General features: G+C 64.2%; 17 protein-coding genes. 8 read left to right on the plus strand and 9 right to left on the minus strand.

The features are described from left to right. Positions 1 to 41: 41 nt before the first annotated feature. Positions 42 to 1,376, plus strand: coding sequence for a methylenetetrahydrofolate--tRNA-(uracil(54)-C(5))-methyltransferase (FADH(2)-oxidizing) TrmFO (trmFO, locus tag SPMU_RS06520; protein WP_088332922.1), 1,335 nt, complete (start codon positions 42 to 44; stop codon positions 1,374 to 1,376). 58 nt (positions 1,377 to 1,434) lie between these two features. Here the strand turns inward: trmFO and SPMU_RS06525 are convergent, their stop codons facing one another. Both SPMU_RS06525 and SPMU_RS06530 read right to left on the minus strand, forming a co-directional pair. Next, positions 1,435 to 1,908: an EF-hand domain-containing protein gene (locus SPMU_RS06525; RefSeq protein WP_088332923.1), complete on the minus strand. Its 474-nt coding sequence runs from the start codon at positions 1,906 to 1,908 to the stop codon at positions 1,435 to 1,437. Between the two features lie 51 nt (positions 1,909 to 1,959). Beyond that, the gene (locus SPMU_RS06530; protein WP_088332924.1) at positions 1,960 to 2,622 is read right to left on the minus strand and encodes a squalene/phytoene synthase family protein; all 663 of its coding nucleotides are present in this window, start codon (positions 2,620 to 2,622) and stop codon (positions 1,960 to 1,962) included. A 79-nt stretch (positions 2,623 to 2,701) separates the two neighbouring features. On the opposite strand from SPMU_RS06530, the gene SPMU_RS06535 reads away from it, so the two are divergent. The 3 genes from SPMU_RS06535 to SPMU_RS06545 are packed head-to-tail and all read left to right on the plus strand — an operon-like array spanning position 2,702 to position 5,633. Next, a complete protein-coding gene (locus tag SPMU_RS06535; RefSeq protein WP_140418418.1) occupies positions 2,702 to 4,411 on the plus strand; it encodes a TadE/TadG family type IV pilus assembly protein in 1,710 nt (569 codons plus the stop codon). Then, positions 4,408 to 4,980, plus strand: coding sequence for a TadE/TadG family type IV pilus assembly protein (locus SPMU_RS06540; RefSeq protein ID WP_088332926.1), 573 nt, complete (start codon positions 4,408 to 4,410; stop codon positions 4,978 to 4,980). The genes SPMU_RS06535 and SPMU_RS06540 overlap by 4 nt, the downstream gene beginning before the upstream one ends. Continuing rightward, positions 4,971 to 5,633, plus strand: coding sequence for a TadE/TadG family type IV pilus assembly protein (locus SPMU_RS06545; protein WP_245832812.1), 663 nt, complete (start codon positions 4,971 to 4,973; stop codon positions 5,631 to 5,633). Before SPMU_RS06540 ends, SPMU_RS06545 begins: the two co-directional genes overlap by 10 nt. Positions 5,634 to 5,681: 48 nt before the next feature. On the opposite strand, the gene SPMU_RS06550 is transcribed toward SPMU_RS06545, so the two are convergent. Next, positions 5,682 to 7,121 carry a pyruvate dehydrogenase complex E1 component subunit beta gene (locus SPMU_RS06550; protein WP_088332928.1) on the minus strand — a complete coding sequence of 480 codons (1,440 nt, stop codon included), beginning with the start codon at positions 7,119 to 7,121 and terminating at the stop codon, positions 5,682 to 5,684. A gap of 1 nt (position 7,122) precedes the next feature. Further along, positions 7,123 to 8,166 (minus strand): pyruvate dehydrogenase (acetyl-transferring) E1 component subunit alpha, encoded by a 1,044-nt coding sequence (gene pdhA, locus SPMU_RS06555; protein ID WP_088332929.1) that lies wholly within the window; start codon positions 8,164 to 8,166, stop codon positions 7,123 to 7,125. Between the two features lie 130 nt (positions 8,167 to 8,296). Here pdhA and SPMU_RS06560 point away from each other — a divergent pair, with 130 nt between their 5' ends. The 3 genes from SPMU_RS06560 to SPMU_RS06570 all read left to right on the plus strand — a co-directional run bounded on the left by SPMU_RS06560 (position 8,297) and on the right by SPMU_RS06570 (position 11,893). After that, positions 8,297 to 9,589 (plus strand): MFS transporter, encoded by a 1,293-nt coding sequence (locus SPMU_RS06560; protein ID WP_088332930.1) that lies wholly within the window; start codon positions 8,297 to 8,299, stop codon positions 9,587 to 9,589. Further along, the gene (gene cysK, locus SPMU_RS06565) at positions 9,586 to 10,506 is read left to right on the plus strand and encodes a cysteine synthase A (protein ID WP_088332931.1); all 921 of its coding nucleotides are present in this window, start codon (positions 9,586 to 9,588) and stop codon (positions 10,504 to 10,506) included. The genes SPMU_RS06560 and cysK overlap by 4 nt, the downstream gene beginning before the upstream one ends. A gap of 151 nt (positions 10,507 to 10,657) precedes the next feature. After that, positions 10,658 to 11,893: a cell wall hydrolase gene (locus SPMU_RS06570; protein WP_088332932.1), complete on the plus strand. Its 1,236-nt coding sequence runs from the start codon at positions 10,658 to 10,660 to the stop codon at positions 11,891 to 11,893. Between the two features lie 226 nt (positions 11,894 to 12,119). Here SPMU_RS06570 and SPMU_RS06575 read toward each other — a convergent pair whose 3' ends face one another. From SPMU_RS06575 to SPMU_RS06595, 5 genes are all read right to left on the minus strand, one after another. Further along, on the minus strand, positions 12,120 to 13,916 hold the full coding sequence (locus SPMU_RS06575) for an acyl-CoA dehydrogenase C-terminal domain-containing protein (RefSeq protein ID WP_088332933.1): 1,797 nt from the start codon (positions 13,914 to 13,916) through the stop codon (positions 12,120 to 12,122). A gap of 6 nt (positions 13,917 to 13,922) precedes the next feature. After that, positions 13,923 to 14,354 (minus strand): MerR family transcriptional regulator, encoded by a 432-nt coding sequence (locus tag SPMU_RS06580; protein ID WP_088332934.1) that lies wholly within the window; start codon positions 14,352 to 14,354, stop codon positions 13,923 to 13,925. Between the two features lie 32 nt (positions 14,355 to 14,386). Then, a complete protein-coding gene (locus SPMU_RS06585; protein ID WP_245832814.1) occupies positions 14,387 to 14,887 on the minus strand; it encodes a hypothetical protein in 501 nt (166 codons plus the stop codon). Further along, on the minus strand, positions 14,884 to 15,246 hold the full coding sequence (gene hisI, locus SPMU_RS06590; RefSeq protein WP_088332935.1) for a phosphoribosyl-AMP cyclohydrolase: 363 nt from the start codon (positions 15,244 to 15,246) through the stop codon (positions 14,884 to 14,886). The genes SPMU_RS06585 and hisI overlap by 4 nt, the downstream gene beginning before the upstream one ends. A 63-nt stretch (positions 15,247 to 15,309) precedes the next feature. Beyond that, positions 15,310 to 15,561: a DUF7218 family protein gene (locus SPMU_RS06595; protein ID WP_088332936.1), complete on the minus strand. Its 252-nt coding sequence runs from the start codon at positions 15,559 to 15,561 to the stop codon at positions 15,310 to 15,312. A gap of 114 nt (positions 15,562 to 15,675) precedes the next feature. Between SPMU_RS06595 and purF the strand changes: the two genes are divergently transcribed. Further along, a complete protein-coding gene (gene purF, locus SPMU_RS06600) occupies positions 15,676 to 17,133 on the plus strand; it encodes an amidophosphoribosyltransferase (RefSeq protein ID WP_088332937.1) in 1,458 nt (485 codons plus the stop codon).

A 17,133-nucleotide genomic window follows, 5' to 3' on the forward strand; every position in this document is an offset into this window, starting at 1 on the left:
AGCCGTTTCCTTCGTGCCACAACCCGCCTAAACGCCGCACCATGACCCACGACATTCACGTCATTGGCGGCGGCCTCGCCGGAAGCGAAGCCGCGTGGCAGCTCGCGGAGGCGGGCTTCAAGGTCCGGCTGTCCGAAATGCGCGGCAGCGGAGACAACACTCCTGCGCACCACACCGATCATCTTGCCGAGCTCGTCTGCTCGAACAGCTTCCGCTCGGACGATGCCGAGAGCAACGCTGTTGGTCTGATCCATCAGGAAATGCGTGCGCTCGGCTCGCTGATCCTGCGCGAGGGCGACGTGCACAAAGTGCCGGCCGGCTCCGCGCTGGCGGTCGATCGCGATGGTTTCTCCGCGGGGGTCACCGCCGCGCTCGCCGCCCACCCCAATGTCACCATCATGCGCGAGCGGATCGACACGCTGCCAGAGGCGCCCGCGATCATTGCCACCGGTCCGCTGACCGCGCCGGGACTGTCGGAGGCGATTGCCGGCGAAACGGGAAAGGACGCGCTCGCCTTTTTCGACGCCATCGCCCCGATCGTGCACCGCGACACGATCGATATGGACAAGGCCTGGTTCCAGTCGCGCTGGAACAAGGGCGACGGCACCGATTACATCAATTGCCCGCTCACGCGCGAGCAATACGACACCTTCGTCGAAGGCCTGCTCGCCGGTGAGAAAAGCGTGCCGCGCGAATGGGAAAACGTGCCTTATTTCGAAGGCTGCATGCCGATCGAGGCGATGGCGAAGCGCGGGCGCGAGACGTTGCGCTTCGGCCCGATGAAGGGCGTCGGCCTCGACCAGCCCGGAACCGAATCCCCTGAGCACCCCAACGGCCGCTGGCCTTATGCGTGCGTGCAGCTGCGGCAGGACAATGCCGCCGGCACCTTGTGGAACATCGTCGGCTTCCAAACGAAGCTGAAGCATGCAGAGCAGGTGCGCCTGTTCCGCACCATCCCTGGGCTCGAGAAAGCGGAATTCGCGCGGCTCGGCGGCCTCCACCGCAACACGTTCCTGCGCTCGCCCGAGCTGCTTGATCCCGAACTGCGGCTGAAATCGCGCCCGAATGTCCGCTTTGCCGGGCAGATCACGGGCTGCGAAGGTTATGTCGAAAGCGCCGCGATCGGCCTGTTGGCCGGCCGCTTCGCCGCGGCCGAACTTGGCGGCCGCACGATGCCGCCGCCCCCGGTCGAAACGGCGCTTGGCGCGCTCTTGAACCACATCACCGGTGCGGCGGTGGCCGAAACCTATCAGCCGATGAACGTCAATTTCGGCCTCTTCCCGCCGATCGAAGGCCGCACCAAGAAGGCGGATCGCAAGAAGATGTACACCGATCGTGCCCGCATTGCGCTGGCCGACTGGCTGAGCGCCGCCTAGGCGGATCGCCCTCGCGTCGGCGGGAGTTCTGCCTTCGTCAGCGCAGAGCCGAAGTGGCTCACTCCTCCTCTGCCGCACCGCCGGCCGGGCACACGCACTTCGGCTTCGCCTTGGCCTTGCGCTTCACCGCGGTGGTGGCAAACTCGGCGCGGTCCATCATGCCCGACTTGTCACGATCCGCCGTTGTGAACTTGGCGGTCGTCTTGGCCGCCCATTCCTCAAAGCTCAGCCGCCCGTCTCCATCGGCGTCGAGCTTGGCAAAGGCCTTGCGGCGAGACGCGAGATATTCCTCGCGGGTGATGCGGCTGTCGCGATCCTTGTCATAGCGATCGAAGCGCTTCTCCTCGCGCGTCCGCTCACTCGCTTCCGGAACTGGAGCCTCGACCGCTCCAGGTTCCTGAACCGAGCTCATGGCGGAGGGTGGCGGCGGCGGCGGTAGCATCGGATCGGTCCGCGCCCGCCCCGAGTAGATCGACCATCCCGCCGCCACCATCAACAGCGCCGCCAATCCGCCGGCCAGATATCGCCACATGCCCCTGTCTCCCCCGCCGCTATGCTAGCGGACCTGTCGCGGTCGGCAAGCCTAGCGGCCGCTCAGCCGGTGCCAGGCGAGGCGCAGCACCCTAGCCGGCGCACCCACGGCCTGTTCTTCAGCCAGATCCGCTCGCGCGACATGGACCAACGCGCCCAGGAACCGCCCCGCGCGGCTCCACCGCTGCGCCGACGCTTGCGCCAGCAGCGGCAATGCCAGCGACGCCGCGCGCGAAGAAAGCGCAGGATCAACCGTGAGGCGCGCCAGATCGGCAAGCGCCCAGCCTCGTCCCGCGGTTGTGGCGTCGTCTGGTGCGCCGGCAAGCCGCGCTGCCTCGCAGAACAGAATGCCGCGCTCCTCGCCAAAGGCGCTCAGCGCCGCATCGTCGGGCGCCGCGAGCAACCGTTCCCAGCCGATCTCCATCTGCGCCAGCGCGGCGCCATCAGCACCCGCCGCGGCCATCGCCCGCAAGATCGGTTGCGCCGGCGGATCCCCACTTGGCAGCGCCGCCAATGCCTCGTGCCACCAGGTCAGTCTCAGCTGAGCCACCATCGGATCGCGCGTGCCCATCGCCAGCTTCGCCAGTGTCGCATCCAGCGCAAACAGTGATGCAATCCCGTGCCGCACGGCCGGAGCCGCATATCCAAGCGCCAGCACGCGCTCCGGATGGCCGGCGGCAGGGTCGATCCCGAAGGTTTCCGTTTCGTTTACCATGTCGTTTGAGGCCGGCTTAGCGGCTCCTGCGGCAATGCGCACCGTGAAGACGACTATGTTCTGGCAGGAATAAAAGCGAGTGGCTAGGAATGCGATCGGCACGTTTCTCGGGCGATTTCGCCGAGACGTGCGTGGCAACACGCTGGCGATCATGGCGGCGGCCCTCATCCCGCTGACCGCGATGGTGGGCTCCGGCGTGGACATGACGCGCGCCTATATGGCTCAGAATCGCTTCCGTCAGGCGTGCGACGCCGGGGCGCTTGCCGGACGACGGCTACTCGCCGGCACCACCTTGTCGCAGACCGTGCGCGACGAAGCCACCAAGTATTTCCAGTTTAACTTCCCCCAAGGCCTGTTTCAGTCCAGTCCGTACAGTCTCAACATGTCCGTGCCCGCCGTCGGCACCCTGAAGATCGAGAGCACATCGGTAATTCCCACCACGATCATGAAGATGTTCGGCTTCGAAACTCTGCCGATCAGCGCTTCATGCTCCGCCACGCAGGACTTTGTCGGGACGGACATCATGCTCGTTCTCGATATGTCCGGTTCTATGAACTGTGCGCCCGGTGTCGCCGGCGCCTGCAATAACGTCGAAGCGTGGAATTCGAAGATGGGCGCGCTGCGCGCGGCCGCGACGTCGCTTTACGACACTTTGAAAGATGCGCAGGATCAGCTTCATGCCAACAACCTGCGCTTGCGTTATGGGTTCGTGCCTTACAACGCCACCGTCAATGTCGGTCGGATCGTCTTCGCGAAGAACCCGGATTACCTCCGCTCGGGCAAGTACGTTTACAACACCCGCGTTCCCAAGACAGAGCCGGTGAGGGATTCGTGGTCTAATAAGACGAAGTGCGACGCCGTCGGCGGCACGTACGCGGGGTATCTTGGCAGCAACCTTCTCGGCGTCTGCGACTACACGACTATTTCCACGACCGAGTGGACGTACGGCAAGTTCGAGCAGGATATTTCCGCTTATGTAACGGGAGCATCGGTGCGAACCCCGACTAGCTTCAGCTCAACCGCGCGCTCGACATGGGCGGGCTGTATCGAGGAACGCCAGACCAACAACACCGACATCAACGGCGGAACGGCGACAACCGCGCCGGCGGACGCTTGGGATCTCGACATCAACCGCATCCCGAATTCGGATGACAGTCGCTGGGCACCTTGGTGGCCGGAAGTGACGGTGAACGGCACCGGCTCGATGATAGACGGCCCGGAGAATTGCGCGAGCCAGGCATCACGGCTGCGCGAATATTACAACGACAAGACCAGCTTCACCAATTACCTCGCCTCGTTGAAGCCGCTCGGCTCGACATACCACGACATCGGCATGATCTGGGGCGCCCGCTTCATTTCGCCGGACGGCATCTTCCGTTCGGCCACACCGGAAACCAACAATCCCAACGATCCGGACAATCCGAAGAAGCTGCGCGGCTTCAACGTCCGCAAATACATCATCTTCATGACCGACGGTGACATGGCGCCGACGTTGAGCGCCTATTCGACCTATGGCGTCGAGGAGTTGGACAAGCGGGTGCTCGGCGCGGCGAGCGGCAGTACCGCGCAGTTGAACCGTCACCTTCAGCGGTTCCGGATGGCGTGCAACGCGGCGAAGAGCCAGAATGTCGAGGTCTGGGTGATCGCCTTTTCCACTACGCTGACGACGGACATGCAACGTTGCGCATCGGATCCGAGCAAGGCCGCCGGCATCTCGAACACCCCTGAACTGATCGCCAAATTCCAGGAGATTGGCTCGAAGATCGGGTCGCTGAGGTTGAGCCAGTGAAGAACGGGCTTCTCTTTGACAAGCGTGGGGCGACCGTCGTCGAGTTCGCCATCATCCTTCCCGTGCTTTGCGGTCTGCTCGCCGGGGGCCTGGAACTCGCCTATCGCGCATATTTCACCGCGATTCTCGAGAGCGCCATGCTTGAGGCATCTCGGCGCGCGACAATCGGTGATCAGACGGGTGAGCAAATCGACTCGATGATCCGCGACAGGATCGCAAATCTCTCCCGTGCCGCCGAGGTGAAAGCGATCAAGAAGGAGAGCTTCTTCAACTTTTCTAACGTGGGAAAACCGGAAAAAATCACCGCTGATACCGATCCGATCGGGCAGTATAATCGCGGAGACTGCTACGAGGACGCCAACAACAATGGCGTTTACGACACAATTTCAAACACAGGCCTCGGCACAGCAGATGATGTCGTTCGCTACACCGTGACAGTTCAATATTCGAACATTATGCCCGTGGCTCAGTTATTCGGCTGGGGTTCGAAACAGACAATCGTCGGGTCCACGGTGCTGAGGAACCAGCCATTCACCTCTCGCGCGCAGCCAACGATCCGGTGCGACTGACCATGAAACCGCTTCTTGTGCTCCAACGGTTGCACCGCAATGTGCGGGGCCTCGCCCTGATCGAGTTCGCTCTTTCGCTACCGATTGTTGTCACGCTGCTTCTGTTCGGGCTCGAGACCGTAAATCTCGGCCTCGCGATATTGCGGGTTCATCAGATCGCCGCCACTTCAGCTGATAATGCTGCCCGCGTCCGCGATTCAATCAACGAGGCCGATGTGAACGAAGTGCTCCTCGGCGGAAAGTTGATCGGCGAAAGCATGGCTTTTGCCGCGCGGGGGCGGATCATCTTGAGCGATGTGATGCCGAACGGAAAGACCGGCACCATTGCCGGCCAGACAATCCTCTGGCAGCGCTGCACGGGCGCGCTGAACAGCGCGGACTCTCAGCCGCATTATGGTCGTGAAGGAAAGGGGGCGAACGACAGCTCACTCCAGGCGATGGGCGCTACAGGCCGGCAGATTGTTGCATCAAGCGGTGCACCGATGATCTTCGCCGAGGTCACCTATCGCTATGAACCGCTGGTCTCCGAAACCATTTTCGGCACACCCGTGCTTCGCTCCGAAGCCTCCTTCAGTGTCCGCGAGCGTGCGTCGGAGGCGCTTACCTCAGTCCCGGCAGTCACGCCAAGCGTTTGCACCCGCTACGATTTGTGACCACTCACTCGCTCGCCTGGATGTCAGGCGAACGGGCGAGTTGTTCGTCTATTTTCCGTACGTCACCTTCTTTACCGCCTCGACGATCTTGTCGGAGGAGATCAGCGCCAGCTTCTCGAGGTTGGCGGCATAAGGAAGCGGCACGTCCTCGTTGCACACGCGGATCACCGGCGCGTCCAGGTCGTCAAAGCCCTCTTCCATGCAGATCGTCACGATCTCGCTCGCGATCGAGCAGGTCGGCCAGCCTTCCTCGGCCACCACCATACGGTTGGTCTTGGCGAGGCTCTTGAGCACGGTTTCCTTGTCGAGCGGGCGCAGCGTGCGCAGGTCGATCACCTCCGCGTTGATGCCCTCTTCCGCCAACTTGTCGGCAGCTTCGAGCGCCAGGCCGACGCCGATGGAATAGCTGACGATTGTCACGTCCGTGCCCTCGCGCATGATGCGCGCCTTGCCGATCGGCAGCACCCAGTCGTCAAGCTTGGGCACGTCGAACGAACGGCCGTAAAGCAGTTCGTTTTCTAGAAATACGACGGGGTCGGTGGTGCGGATCGCCGCCTTGAGCAGGCCCTTCGCGTCCGCCGCATCGTAAGGCGCGATGACGATCAGGCCGGGCACGCTGGCATACCATGGGCCGAAGTTCTGCGAATGCTGTGCACCCACGCGGCTCGCCGCGCCATTGGGGCCGCGGAACACGATCGGGCAGCGCATCTGGCCGCCGGACATGTAGTTCGTCTTCGCGGCCGAATTCACGATATGGTCGATCGCCTGCATGGCGAAGTTGAACGTCATGAATTCGACGATCGGGCGAAGCCCGCCCATCGCCGCGCCCGTGCCGACGCCGGCAAAGCCATATTCGGTGATCGGCGTATCGATGACGCGTTGGTCGCCGAACTCGTCGAGCAGTCCCTGCGTTACCTTGTACGCACCCTGATATTGCGCGACTTCCTCGCCCATCACGAAGACACGCTCGTCGGTGCGCATTTCTTCGGCCATGGCATCGCGCAGCGCCTCGCGGACGGTCTGCTTCACCATCTCGGTGCCTTCGGGGATCGCCGGATCGGCGACCTCGGCGTCATGCTTGGCGGCTTCGAACATCTGCCGCGCGCCGGTCTCGACCCTCTCCTGCGCCGGATGCGCCGAATCCTCGACCTTGTCGGTCTTCTTTTCGTCCGCCTTTGCTTCAGGAGCTGCGGTGTCTTCCTTGGTCGCGACCGGATCGCTCGTGCCGGCCGGAGCCGCATCCGCGCCCTCGCCCTCAAGCTGCATGATAACGGTCCCGACCTTCACATTGTCGGTTCCCTCGGCGATCAGGATCTTGCCGACGACGCCCTCGTCGACCGCTTCGAATTCCATCGTCGCCTTGTCGGTCTCGATCTCGGCCATGATGTCGCCGGACTTCACCGTATCGCCTTCCTTCACGAGCCACTTGGCGAGCGTGCCCTCCTCCATGGTGGGGGAGAGCGCCGGCATCTTGATGTCGATCGCCATCTCAATACTTCTCCACCAGCACGTCGGTATACAGTTCCTCAGAATTGGGCTCGGGGGTGCTTTCGGCGAAATCCGCCGACTCGTTAACAGCCTTGCGGATCTCCGCCTCGATCGCCTTCAGTTCGTCTTCGCGCACGCCCTGCTCATCGAGCAGCCTTTTCACATGCTCGATCGGGTCGGACTTCTCACGCACCGCCTGCACTTCCTCACGGCTGCGATACTTCGCAGGATCCGACATCGAGTGGCCGCGGTAGCGATACGTCTTCATCTCAAGGATGATCGGCCCCTTGCCGGCACGTACCCATTCCAGCGCCGTCTCGGCCGCGCCGCGCGCGGCCAGCACGTCCATGCCGTCGACCTGGATGCCCGGAATGCGGAAACTCTCGCCTCGGCGATACAGCTGATCCTCCGCCGAGGCGCGGTTGACGCTGGTGCCCATGGCGTATTGATTGTTCTCGATGACAAAGATCACAGGCAGCTTCCAAAGCTCCGCCATGTTGAAGCTTTCGTACACCTGACCCTGGTTGGCCGCGCCGTCGCCGAAATAGGCCAGGCACACGCCGCCGTCGCCCTTATATTTGTGGCTGAAGCCAAGGCCCGTGCCGAGCGACACCTGCGCGCCGACGATGCCGTGCCCGCCGTAGAACTTATGCTCCACGCTGAACATGTGCATCGAGCCGCCCTTGCCCTTGGAAATGCCGGCCTGGCGCCCGGTCAGCTCCGCCATCACGTCCTTCGGCGGGATGCCGCAAAGCAACATATGGCCATGGTCACGGTAACCGGTGATGACCGAATCCTTCTCGGTCAGCGCCGACTGAAGGCCGACCGCGACGGCTTCCTGGCCGATATACAGGTGGCAGAAACCGCCGATCAGGCCGAGTCCATAGAGCTGCCCCGCCTTCTCCTCGAAGCGGCGGATGAGCAGCATGTCCTTGTAGAATTGCAGCAGCTCGTCCTTGGACGCTTCGTAGGGCTGCGGCTCATCAGGGCGCTCGCGGTTAGGTACGGGTAGTTCTGCGCTTTTTGCGCGGGCTGTTCTTGCCACGGGGTTGGACCTCGCAGGTTCCTGGGGAGAGGGAGTAAAGCCAGCCTATAAGCGCCAACAGGCAAGGCGTGCAACGGCGGGGGCATTGCCCGTTGTGCCACGTGCGTGGCGGATCTAAGTCCGCTGCTACATGTCCACCGCCATTCACCCGCTACGCATCGCCAATTACCGCAGCTATTGGCTGGCGCGTCTTGCGAGCACCATTGCGCAATCGGCGCTGGCGATCGTGCTCGGCTGGCAGGTGTACAGCCTGGCGCGTGAGATGATGGATATCCGCGAGGCAGCGTTCCTGCTCGGCATGATCGGCCTTGCGCAGTTCATCCCACTCTTTCTCCTGACGCCGATCGTCGGTGTGGTCGCCGACACGGTTGATCGTCGCTGGATCGTGCGGGGCACGACCACCTTGCTGATGGCCAATGTGCTTTGGCTCGGGCTCGCGACTTGGGAGGGCTGGATCAGCCTGCCCGTGCTGTTCGGCGCCGCCGTCCTCGTGGGCGTGGCGCGTGCTTTCGCCGGACCTGCTTATGGTGCCCTGGCGCCCAATCTGGTGCCGCGCGAAAGCTTGCCCACGGCAATCGCGCTCGGCTCTATCGCGATGCAGGTGGGCTTCATCGCCGGGCCCAGCGTCGGCGGCATTCTTTTTGCGATTGGGCCGATCACGGCTTACGCCGGCATTGCGGCGATGTTCGGCGTGGCGCTGGCGATGCTGCTGACGATCGGCCGCGTGCCGCAGCCGCCGGCGCAAAAGGATCGGCGCCCCCTCGCGCGCATCGTCGATGGGTTCGCCTACGTGAAGCGCAACCGGCTGGTGCAGGCGGCGATCACGCTTGATCTGTTCGCGGTGTTGCTCGCGGGCGCCACGGCGCTGCTTCCGATCTATGCTCGGGACATCCTGCACGTCGGCCCCACCGGGCTCGGCCTGCTGGCGGCCGGCATGGGAATTGGCGCATCGCTGACCGGCATCTTCCTCTCGTTCCGACCGATGTCGACTGACGTTGGCCGCAAGATGCTGATTGCCGTCGTGATTTTCGGATTGGCCATCATAACCTTTGGCATCTCCAGAAGTTTTGCGCTTAGCCTGGCTGCGCTGATCGTGGCGGGCAGCGCGGATATGGTATCCATGTATGTCCGCGGTTCGCTGATCCAGCTTCACACGCCCGACGAGATGCGCGGCCGCGTCAGCGCCGTAAGCCAGCTCACCATCTCGGCCTCCAATGAACTCGGCGAAGCGGAAAGCGGCCTTCTGGCGGCGCTGCTCGGCCCAGTAGCGGCCGTGGTGGTCGGCGGCGTGGGCGCGATCGCCATTACGCTCCTTTGGTCGCGATTGTTTCCGGAACTGAAGCAAGCCAAGACCTTTGATCCGCCCGAGGCACCACTCTCGGTCATCCCGCCCGAAACCCAGCACGGAGTAGCTCAGCCATGAAGGCGAACACGATCCTCGAGACGATCGGCAACACACCGCACATCCGCGTGCAGCGACTGTTCCCCGGGTCCGAGGTCTGGATCAAATCCGAACGGTCAAACCCGGGCGGCTCGATCAAGGACCGGATCGCCCTGGCGATGATCGAGGCGGCGGAGGCATCGGGAGATCTGAAGCCCGGCGGCACGATCATCGAGCCGACCAGCGGCAATACCGGCATCGGCCTTGCCATGGTGGCGGCCGTGAAGGGCTACAAGCTCGTCCTCGTCATGCCCGAGAGCATGTCATTGGAGCGCCGCCGCCTGATGCTGGCCTATGGCGCCACCTTTGACCTCACGCCGCGTGAAAAGGGCATGAAGGGCGCGATCGAGCGCGCGCTGGCGCTGGTGGAGACGACACCGGGCGCCTGGATGCCGCAGCAGTTTGAAAACCCTGCAAACATTGATGTTCACGTGAAGACCACTGCGCAGGAAATCCTCAACGATTTCCGCGAAGCGCCCATTGATGTGCTGATCACCGGCGTCGGCACCGGCGGTCACATCACCGGCGTTGCCCAGACGCTGAAAAAGGAATGGCCGAACCTGAAGGTGTTCGCGGTGGAGCCCGCGGCGTCCCCCGTCATCAGTGGCGGCCAGCCAGGCCCGCATCCGATCCAGGGCATCGGCGCGGGCTTCATTCCCGCCAACCTTCACACCCAAGCGCTGGACGGCGTGATCGAGGTGGACGCGAATGTCGCGAAGGACATGGCCCGCCGCGCCGCGCGGGAAGAGGGCATGCTCGTCGGTATCTCGTCCGGCGCCACGCTGGCGGCGATCCTCCAGAAGCTGCCGGACCTTCCGGATGGCGTTCGCGTGCTGGGCTTCAACTATGACACAGGCGAGCGGTATCTGTCGGTGCCGGAGTTCCTGCCTGAGGCATAACGCGCTGGCGCAGGCCGCTAAATTGCCGACGCGCGCGCAAGCCAAGTCACGAGCTCTCTCCTCTCGGATCGGTTCCGAGGGGAGAGATCGCCATTGCACCGCGAACGCGCGCCTGCTTCGCCGCGCCGGAAAACTAGGTTAATCGTCCGCAGTGCCAAAGCTGAGACCTCTTCACCTCATCCTCGCCGTGATCGCGCTTGTGGCGATCGCCTTGCCCTTGATCGTCACGCATCTGGTGCCGACCGCCAGGACCGAGGCGAGCACCCCAAGCATCCTGAAACAACGTCGTGTTGTTCCAAGGGTCACGCCGCCGCCTGTCGAGCCGGTGGAATATGCCGCGATCGCGCCCGAGGACGCCCGCGCCATCAACGCCGCCGTGCCGTTCGTGAAGGGGCCGGTCCCGCCGGCGCGCCCGTTCCGCTTCGTCGGCGGCGCGGAGGATTTCGCCCGCGCCGCGGATTGCCTCGCCGCTGCTGCATATTACGAAGCGGGCGACGATGCGGTCGGCGAGAGCGCCGTGGTGCAGGTCGTACTGAACCGGCTGCGTCACCCCGCCTTCCCCAAGACCGTGTGCGGTGTCGTCTTCCAAGGTGCCGAGCGGACCACCGGGTGCCAGTTCACCTTCACCTGCGATGGCGCGCTTCGCCGCACGCCGTCTCCTGCAGCATGGACCCGCGCACGCGACATCGCCACCAAGGCGCTTCGCGGCGCCGTGTACAAGCCGGTCGGATGGGCGACGCACTACCACACCGATTGGGTGGTGCCGTACTGGAGCTCCAGCCTTGATAAGATCGCGGAGCTTCACACCCATTTGTTCTTCCGCTGGACGGGCTGGTGGGGCACCGGCCCTGCGTTCAATCGCGGCCAGCAGCCCGGCGAGGCGACAGTATCGAAACTCGCCGCCATTTCTGAGTATCACCGCGGCGGCGCGGCGCTTGGCGATGACGTCCAGCTTGCCGATGCGGTGCCGTTCTTCGGCCGAACGCCGGCGCCGCTGGCCGGGGATCGCGACACGTTCCTGACGGCGCTTAATCCGGCGCAGGCGGACACATTCCAAACTATGGCGCTTGCCTCCTGCGGCGATCGCCAGCGTTGCAAGTTCATGGGCTGGACCGAGCCTGACGCCATGGCCTTCACCCTGCCGCTGACGCCCGACCAGATGAACGCCATGTCCTTCAGCTACATCCGCGATCGCGGCAGCAACTTCGAACGAGCATTGTGGAATTGCGATGAGTTCAAGAAGCGCACGCCCTGTATGAAGCGTCTGACGCTGCGTGCCGCTCCCGCACCACGCGAGAATGTACGCGGCCCTTCCGAACTGGACGGCGTCCGCCGCAAGGCTGAAGCCGCCGAGCCGCCACCAGGCAACGCTGCGGGGGTCGAATAACCCGGCAGCTCACGGCGCGGCTTCCCTTAAGAGCAGCCAGCCGATCGGTACCATGCAGCGCCAAGGAGCGCCATGTAAGCGGCGCGCGCTTTGCGCACGGTCGTCGGACGCTCGTGAAGAAAACAGTCGAGCGATCCGGTGAAGAGAGATCCCGGAAAAAGCACATGCCGGGAAGCGCGAACGCCCCCGGCATGGCTTTCAACTCAGTACCGTCAGCAAACGGTGATCAGGCCGCGCGGAACATCTCCGGCGGCAGCGCCATCAGCGCCTCGGCACCGCCCTCGATCTGGCGGCGGTAGGAGCCCGCCTCCGGCAGCACCCGCTCGGCGAAGAAGCGCGCGGTCACCAGCTTGGCGTCGAGGAACGCGGCATCGCCCTCGCCCGCATCCTTCAGCGCCGCCGCAGCCACCGCCATGCGAAGCCACATCAGGCCGACCGACACGACACCCAGCAGGTGCATGTACGGCACCGCGCCCGCCCCGATATTGTTCGGGTTCGAGATGTTACCCATGAACCACATGGTCGCTGCCTGCAGTTCACCCAGCGCCTTTTCGAGGCGGGTAGCGAAGTCGGCCGCCGGGCCGCTCTTCGCTGCGGCACATTCCTGCGCCACGATCTTGAAGAACAGCTGTATCGCGCGGCCGCCGTTCATTGCCAGCTTGCGACCGACAAGGTCCATCGCCTGCACGCCATTGGTGCCTTCGTAGATCATCGCGATACGGGCATCGCGGACATACTGCTCCATGCCCCATTCCTGGATGTAGCCGTGGCCGCCATAGACCTGCTGCGCGTCGGTCGCGATTTGATAGCCCTTGTCGGTGCCGACGCCCTTGATCACCGGGGTCAGCAGCCCGATCAGGTCGGCCGCTTCCTGGCGCTCGGCGTCGTCCTCGGCACTGTGCTCCAGGTCGACCTGAAGCGCACCCCAGAGGCACAAAGCGCGCAGGCCCTCCAGCCATGCCTTGCCGTTCATCAGCATGCGGCGGACGTCGGGGTGGACGAACAGCGTGTCGGCCTTCTCGTCGGGCTCGGCCGTGCCGGTCAGCGCGCGGCCCTGGCGGCGATCCTCGGCATATTGCACTGCATTCTGATACGCCGTCTCAGCCACCGCCAAGCCCTGGAGGCCGACGCCGAGCCGCGCCGCGTTCATCATGATGAACATCGCCGCGAGGCCCTTCATCTCCTCGCCAACAAGCCACCCGGTGGCACCGTCATAGTTCAGCACGCAGGTGGAATTGCCGTGAATGCCCATCTTGTGCTCGATCGAGCCGCAGGAAACTGCGTTGCGCTCGCCCAGCGAGCCGTCATCGTTCACCATCACCTTGGGCACCACGAACAGGCTGATGCCCTTCGAACTGTCCGGCGCACCCGGCGTCTTCGCGAGCACGAGGTGGATGATGTTGTCGGTCAGGTCATGCTCGCCGGCCGAGATGAAGATCTTGGTGCCGGTGATCTTGTACGAACCGTCCGCCTGCGGCTCGGCGCGGGTGCGGATGAGGCCAAGGTCCGTGCCGCACTGCGGCTCCGTCAGATTCATGGTGCCGCCCCATTCGCCGGAAACCATCTTGGGCAGGTACTTCTCCTGCTGCTCGGGCGATCCCTTCGCCACCAGCGCTGCGATCGCGCCATGCGCCAGGCCGGGATACATGGCGAACGCCATGTTGGCGGAGATCATGAATTCCTGAAACGCGGTGGAAACCACGTGCGGCATGCCCTGCCCGCCGAACGCCTCGGGCGCGGACAGCGTGCCCCAACCCGATTCAACGAATTGCTTGTACGCTTCCTTGAAGCCGGTCGGCGTCGTCACCGATCCGTCCTCGTGCCGGGTGCAGCCTTCCTGGTCGCCCGATTGATTGATCGGGAAAAGCACCTCAGCGACAAAGCGGCCGCCCTCTTCCAGCACGGCATCAACCGTGTCGGGGGTCGCGCCGGCGAAGCCGGGCACGTTGGCATAGCGCGAAAGGCCGACGACATGCTCCAGGACGAAGCGGGTGTCGCGCACCGGCGGGGTATATTGCGGCATGAACGATCAGTCCTTGTTTTCGGAAAGGGAGTGTTCGGGATAGTCGATCAGGGAAACGAACTCTTCGAGCTCGGCGATGGCGGCGTCGATGTCGCGCTTCTGCGCGGTCAGCGCATCGATGCGCGCGCGGCAACGCGCGATGGTCACGGCACGCTGTGTGTCGCGGCCATCGCCAATGTCGTACAAGTCGATCATTTCGCGAATCTCGCCCAGGCTGAAGCCCACGCGCTTGCCGCGCAGGATCCAGGCAAGCCGCGCCCGATCCCGGTGCGAATAGATGCGCGAGGTGCCCCGGCGCTCCGGCGCGATCAGGCCCTCGTCCTCGTAGAAGCGCAACGCGCGCGGCGTGACGCTGAACTCGGCAGCGAGATCGCTGATGGTAAAATGGGTCCGATCCGCACGGGGCGGAAGCGAGTCAAAGACGCCAGCAACCGACATGAGCACGTATGTAAGTTCCGCTTACGTGAACGTCAACCGCAGAGTGGCTCTCCATCCGGCGCTCGCATGGCGCGCGCCTCCGCTTCGGCGCTGCTCAGGCGGCCGGCGGTGACGGCGGTCAGGGTCGCGCGCCCTGTACATCGCGCATCGCACCCGCGCGGAAGCGTTGCCGGAAACGACACCCGCTCGCCATCGAACGTGGCCTCGAACGTACAAGCATCGCCAAAGTCCATGCGCAGCGTCTGGCGGCCGCTCGCAGTACCGCGCCCGACACAGCTCTGCCGGTCGCCATAGTCCACGCTCACCCCCACGCGCAGGCCGCTTTGCCCCGTGACGATGCAGACCCGGTCAGTCTCGGAGGCATAGGCGCCCACCGGATCGAGCCGCCCCGGATCGGCCACTACGCCCGCTGCGATCGCTGCTCGTTCCAGGGCAGCGCCCGCTTCCGCCTTCGGATCGGCAGCCTCGCGTTCCGCGCGCCCGCACCCCGCCAGCAACAGGCCGAGCGCCAGTGCGGCCCGTGCTCCGCTCAATCGACGCGCTCCAGGCCTTCGGTCACGATGCGGCGATAAAAGCAGGAGCGTGCACCGGTATGGCAGGCAGGCCCCGCAGGTTCCGCGATGATCCAGACGGCGTCCTGGTCGCAGTCCACGCGCATCTCGCGGACGGATAGCGTGTGACCGGACGTCTCGCCCTTCACCCACAGCGCTCCGCGGCTGCGCGACCAGAAAGTCGCTCTTCCCGTGGCGCGAGTCGCCGCCAGGGCATCGGCGTTCATATGCGCCACCATCAGCAACTCGCCCGTGGTTGCGTCGGTCACGACGGCGGTCACCAACCCTGCGGTGTCATATTTTGGATCGAGGGCCAGGCCCTGCTCGCGCATATCAGTCATGACCCGCTCTTATCCGGGTGCCGCGCCGAATCGCCAGCCCGCTCGTCGGCGATCAGGACGCGATCACTTGTGGTTGCGGATGGCCTGGGCGAGCTGCGCCTTGTTCATCTTGGACCGACCCTCGATGCCGATTTCCTGCGCTTCCTTGTAGAGGTCGTCCCTGGTCCGTTCCTCCAACCGGCTGCTGCGATGTTGGAGTGATCCGTTCGCCCGCGCGTTCGCGATCCGCGCCGCCTTTTCCTTCGATTGGCCCTGTTTTCTCAGCTCCTCGTAGAGCGCGTCGTCCTTGATCTGTGCGCCGTGATCCTTGGCCATCGCCGGTCTCCTCGCCTGCGCAAACAACCGTTCGGCGATCCGATCGCTCCAACCCCCATGACAAATCAGCGACACGCGCTATATGGGCCACGCACGACGTGAGCCCCCACCGCCATGCTGACCACCAATCCGTTCGACGACGACCATCTGCACGAGGAGTGCGGCATCTTTGGAGTTTCCGGCTCCGACGGCGCCGCTGCCCTGGTTGCGCTGGGGCTTCACGCCCTGCAGCACCGCGGCCAGGAGGCCGCCGGCATCACCTCCTTTGATGGCACCAATTTCCACACCAAGAAGGCGATGGGCCATGTCGCCGGCAATTTCGACAGCGAGGCCGTGATCGGCTCGCTGCCGGGGCCGGTTGCCTGCGGCCATGTGCGCTACTCCACAACAGGCGAGACGGCGCTGCGCAACGTGCAGCCGCTCTATGCCGAGCTGGCCAGCGGCGGCTTCGCGGTAGCGCACAACGGCAACATCTCCAACGCGATGAAGGTTCGGCGCGAGCTGATTCGCCGCGGCTCGATCTTCCAGTCGACCAGCGATACCGAAACGATCATCCACCTGGTCGCGACGTCTAACTACCGGACCTTGCTCGATCGCTTTATCGATGCGCTGCGGCAGGTTGAGGGCGCTTATGCGCTGATCGTGATGACGCCCGAAGGCATGATCGCCTGCCGCGATCCGCTCGGCATCCGCCCGCTCGTCATGGGCAAGTTGGGCGAGACGATCATTTTCGCCAGCGAGACGGTAGCGCTTGACGTCGTGGGCGCGGAGTTCGTCCGCGTCGTCGAGCCCGGCGAACTGGTGATCGTGCAAGGCACTGAGATGCGCTCGATCCGCCCGTTCGGCCCCGTCGCACCGCGCCCGTGCATCTTCGAATGGGTGTACTTCTCGCGCCCCGATTCGATCGTCGACGATCACTCGGTCTATTCGGTGCGCAAGGCGATCGGGCAGCAGCTCGCCATCGAAGCGCCGGTCGACGCCGACCTGGTGATCCCGGTTCCCGACTCCGGCGTTCCCGCGGCGATCGGCTATGCGCAGGAAAGCGGCATCCCCTTCGAGCTCGGCATCATCCGCTCGCACTATGTCGGCCGCACGTTCATTCAGCCCGGCGACAAGGTCCGTCATCTCGGCGTCAAGCTGAAGCACAATGCGAACCGTGCGCTTATCAAGGGCAAGCGGGTGGTGCTGATCGACGATTCGATCGTCCGCGGCACCACCAGCCTCAAGATCGTGCAGATGATGCGTGATGCCGGCGCGGCCGAAGTGCACATGCGCATCGCCAGCCCGCCCACCAAGCACAGCTGCTTCTACGGCGTTGACACCCCCGAGCGGGCCAAGCTGCTCGCGGCCACGCATGATCTCGGCGCGATGACCGATTTCATCCACGCGGATAGCCTGTCGTTCGTCACCATCGACGGCCTCTACAAGGCGCTGGGCCAGAAGGGTCGCTCGCAATTCCGCCCTGGCTATTGCGACGCTTGCTTCACCGGCGACTACCCGACCACGCTGACCGACCACGACGACACTGCCGCCGTGGATCAGTTCGCGATGCTGGAAGAACGCGTCGCCTGA

Origin of the sequence: Sphingomonas mucosissima (assembly GCF_002197665.1) — a bacterium.
GTDB classification, from domain to species: Bacteria; Pseudomonadota; Alphaproteobacteria; order Sphingomonadales; family Sphingomonadaceae; genus Sphingomonas; species Sphingomonas mucosissima.